General features: G+C 42.8%; 5 protein-coding genes and 1 pseudogene. 1 reads left to right on the forward strand and 5 read right to left on the reverse strand.

From position 1 onward, the window contains the following. Window positions 1-272 (forward strand): annotated as a pseudogene (locus ACR2MV_RS16510) (hypothetical protein); the annotation flags it as partial. Between the two features lie 51 nt (window positions 273-323). On the opposite strand, the gene ACR2MV_RS16515 reads toward ACR2MV_RS16510, so the two are convergent. The 5 genes from ACR2MV_RS16515 to ACR2MV_RS16535 all read right to left on the reverse strand — a co-directional run. Beyond that, window positions 324-1,055 carry a DUF3575 domain-containing protein gene (locus tag ACR2MV_RS16515; RefSeq protein ID WP_434023403.1) on the reverse strand — a complete coding sequence of 244 codons (732 nt, stop codon included), beginning with the start codon at window positions 1,053-1,055 and terminating at the stop codon, window positions 324-326. 86 nt (window positions 1,056-1,141) lie between these two features. After that, window positions 1,142-2,266: a formylglycine-generating enzyme family protein gene (locus ACR2MV_RS16520; protein WP_434023405.1), complete on the reverse strand. Its 1,125-nt coding sequence runs from the start codon at window positions 2,264-2,266 to the stop codon at window positions 1,142-1,144. Between the two features lie 17 nt (window positions 2,267-2,283). Continuing rightward, complete coding sequence (locus ACR2MV_RS16525; RefSeq protein ID WP_434023406.1) at window positions 2,284-2,793, reverse strand: hypothetical protein; 510 nt, start codon at window positions 2,791-2,793, stop codon at window positions 2,284-2,286. Between the two features lie 11 nt (window positions 2,794-2,804). After that, window positions 2,805-3,485 carry a hypothetical protein gene (locus ACR2MV_RS16530; RefSeq protein WP_434023408.1) on the reverse strand — a complete coding sequence of 227 codons (681 nt, stop codon included), beginning with the start codon at window positions 3,483-3,485 and terminating at the stop codon, window positions 2,805-2,807. A gap of 63 nt (window positions 3,486-3,548) precedes the next feature. Then, on the reverse strand, window positions 3,549-3,772 hold a 224-nt coding region (locus tag ACR2MV_RS16535), incomplete at its 5' end, for a hypothetical protein (RefSeq protein WP_434023409.1).

A 3,772-nucleotide genomic window follows, 5' to 3' on the forward strand; every position in this document is an offset into this window, starting at 1 on the left:
CCGTTGGTGGTTTTATTATAGACAACTTTTTACGTCAGGTAAAAACGGAAGTCAAGGTAGTAACTACCGAGGACAAAGGCTCAGGTACAGCCCGTAAGGCTGTCATTGGGGCTGGGATCGGTGCAGCCTTTGGAGGTTGGAGCGGTGCTGGTAAAGGTGCAGCTATCGGAACTGGTGCAGGAATGTTGGAGCCCGGAACGGTTATTCATTTTCCAAAAGGGACTACAGCAACTTTTCAGTTGGAGGCTCCCTTGAAAGTAGATTGGCTCTAAAGATTATTAATATAGAAAATAAGAGATCCGGGGCTTCCCGGATCTTTTCTTTTAGAATGAATAGGTAAGAGTCATTGCGTACCGGAATGCAGGTAAAGAGAATGAACTCTCTCTTGTCTCGCCGCTTCCTCCCTCAAAATCAAACTCAGCCCCTATCAGATCGAGAACACTGTAGTTATTCAAGTCATCGTTCAGATCATCGTAAAACTCATCTGGTAAAGGCTGCCGGTTAGTAAACTCATACTTGTGACTTGCCAAACCAGGGCCCGCGATCAAAAAATCCAAACTCATTCGTTCCCCCAGGGCTAGTTTATAACCGACCATTACACCAAAGGAGGTAACATTGAATTTCCCGTCAACATCTACCACAAACTGTTCATCGCTGGAATTGACATAATCCCCTAGAAGGTCGGATTTATATCGCTGAATTTTTGCAAAACCCCCCACATAGAAACCGTCCATGCCATCGCTGACCTCATTTAGATAGTATCTAAACGCTGGAGTCACTTTAAATCCCGAATAGGTTATATCATTCGTTTGAATGAATTCCGTATCCAAACCGGAAAGCTTTACGATGCCTTCATCCATTTTTAATCCCAAACCAAGACCCCATGTTGTATGTGCTCCAAGTGGGCGTTCATAGGTGAGTTGCAGATCGGCATTGAGTAGTCCGAGAACTTCAAATCCGATCTCATTATTATAATCCTGTGCGTAAAGTATTCCTGATCCCAAAAAAGTAAGGCAAAAAAGGAGGGAATATCCAGTATTACGTATCGTTTTCATGATTGTTTAGTGTTTGATTATTCGTACTAAAAAGGTACGTATTTAAGTTGGCCGTAACAAAGGCTTACGCATCTTATTTTCATTAATTATTTTATGTCTTTTACCAGTCGAAATCCGACATGGTTCATTGCAGCATCCATCTCGAGTGGCATACGAGCTGAAACCCTGTAACTCGCGCAATAACTGTCATTGCAAAGGAAAGATCCGCCCTTGATCACAGTGTGTTGCGCATAAGGTGACAGTGGGTTAAAGCTGCGATCCGGGCCCTTAGGATTAACTGTATTCGAAGACTGTGAAAGGGTTTGATAGTAGTTCACATCATACCAATCGCTGGTTATCTCCCAAACATTACCACCCATGTCGTACAAACCAAATCCATTGGAATGAAAACTTCCAACGGGTGCTGTATGCACGAAGCCATCCGCACCGGAATTTGTAGATGGAAAGGTGCCTTGCCAAAAATTACACTGATATGGTGATTGATTGACATCTATGTTACCCCACGGGTATGTGTTATTTTCCAATCCACCTCGCGAAGCCCATTCCCATTCGGCCTCAGTTGGGAGTCTCTTTCCGGCCCATTTAGCATAAGCCTGTGCATCAGCTAAGGCAATATGCACGACCGGATGGTGTTCTTTCCCCTCAATGGAACTTCCAGGTCCATCCGGACTTCTCCAATTGGCCCCTGTTGTCCATCCCCACCACTGGAAATAATTACTCAGGTCAACCACATCTTCTCGCGGCACAAAAACCATAGATCCTGCGGCGAGATTTTCGGCAGGAGGTTTAGGTGTTCCCGGTGGTAACTGTTTCTTTAATTCTTCCCAATCTACAGGACGTTCTGCAATTGTCTCATAGCCTGTAGCTTCCGTAAATTCCTTGAATTGGCCATTTGTCACTTCATGTATGTCCATATAGAATGAATCTACTTTGACAGGATGTTTAGGGTATTCGCGCTTCAGTGCGAGTCGCCCTTCTGCCCCCATCAAAAAAGACCCGCTTGGGATCATTACCATTTCAAGGTTTTGATTTGTGCTATCCGCAAGTTGTGCAGCAAGGATCTCAGCTCTGCCCTTTGGCGGACAACAGGATAAAGCATCCTCTCCAATCTTTTTTTCAACAGTAGTCTTAGATTCCTGTTTGCATGAAAAGGCAAGTGGAACCAATATTAAAAATGCAAATAGAACATATAGGGACCTCAATTTATCCATGGTCATATTACTTCGGTCTATTCTTTGATTTTTGCTTTCAATAACCACCGCATCAAACTTTTCTCACCCAAATATTCGCGAATCGATCCAAAGGTGTTATAAATCAAGAGTGTTACAAAACTGGCGCTGATCACAAGTGCCATTTGATTGGGATCGCGATGCGTTTGAATTTCATGTAGTGTTTCGGCCCAATTATAATCCGCATTGATCCAAATCTTTACGGCGTGTTCCAGCCAAACAAATAAAACGGCTACTACGGTATAGAGTACTGTTTTAAACAAGATGTTTTTATATAAGGCATCTTCCTTGAAGGCTTTAGCCAGCTTCGTTTTATCCAGGATCATAATGATCTTACTCATAATAGCTGCCCCGGCTAAAACGCCAATTACGCGATAGTATTCAATCTTATTCTGTGACAGGACCAGGAATTTGATCAGCGCAACAAACCCAAAGGCAAAAAGAAAGTACAGAGTGATCCATACCATTTCCTTAAACTCATGCACTATGAATGCAAATACCTTTTTCATGGCTTGTTTACCTATTGCAGGCTTTCGAAGATCTTTTCTGCATATGCATCTGCAGTTTTATAAGCCCCTTTAGGGTCGTTTAACGTTGTAGTGACAACTGCAACAAGCTGGTTATCATCGCCTTCCCCTAAATTATAAGCTACGGTTTCAAGCACATAGTTCGTATAGGTTTCAGTGGTAGTATCCCCTAGAGGCACATATCCACCAAAGGAATTATAGTAATTCCCTGTGGCATAGGGATAGGAATAATAGTTGTAGAAATTCCCATAATGTCCTGGGTAGTAAGCCCCATAAGATGCACCTACATATATCCCGCTGGAAGAGGTTCGTGTATTTTGCTCCTTTTCCTTTATTACTGTCAGTACAATTGCATCATATCCCTCGCTTGCCAAAAGGCTTTTCATAAGGGCTACTCGCTCTTCCGACATTTCCTTGTTCGGAAAGATTTTAGGTACCTTGGTAAAACTAGATGTGGCCTTTACGCCACGGGAGCGCAATTGATTTGTTATGGCCTCCTCAAAGGCAATTCTGGCCGTATTATCAGCCGTTCTGCCAACGACAAATACGTTTTTCTCTTTAAACTGATTTACAACAGAGGATTCATTCTTCCAGGCATCAACTACCTTGATGGAGGAACAAGAGGTTATAACTAAGAAAGACAGGAAACCTATGATTTGAATAGTGCGTTTCATTTGCGTATGAATTTTGAAGACCCAAATGTAGCCTTTCCTGCTATAAAAAAGGCGATTTATAGGTTAAAATCCGAACCCAAAACCAAAGAAGATACGCAAGCCGTCATCAGAACTAAATGCTCCTAAATTAGCAGTCATAAAATCGGCGCCATTCAGGAAAATACCCCCGCCTACTGAGGTATTCCAATCATCCTCATTTTGTCCGGGTGAAAGGACAACTTCGTTGTCTACCCAAACACGACCAATATCAAATCCCCCATATATACCAACCTCAACAGGTACAACAC

The organism is Lutimonas sp., assembly GCF_051011215.1.
Taxonomy (GTDB): domain Bacteria; phylum Bacteroidota; class Bacteroidia; order Flavobacteriales; family Flavobacteriaceae; genus Lutimonas.

Bases quoted from the DNA above. Each gene is read 5' to 3' on its own strand.
- ACR2MV_RS16515 (WP_434023403.1), bottom strand. From the start codon at position 1,055: ATGAAAACGATACGTAATACTGGATATTCCCTCCTTTTTTGCCTTACT.
- ACR2MV_RS16520 (WP_434023405.1), bottom strand. From the start codon at position 2,266: ATGGATAAATTGAGGTCCCTATATGTTCTATTTGCATTTTTAATATTG.
- ACR2MV_RS16525 (WP_434023406.1), bottom strand. From the start codon at position 2,793: ATGAAAAAGGTATTTGCATTCATAGTGCATGAGTTTAAGGAAATGGTA.
- ACR2MV_RS16530 (WP_434023408.1), bottom strand. From the start codon at position 3,485: ATGAAACGCACTATTCAAATCATAGGTTTCCTGTCTTTCTTAGTTATA.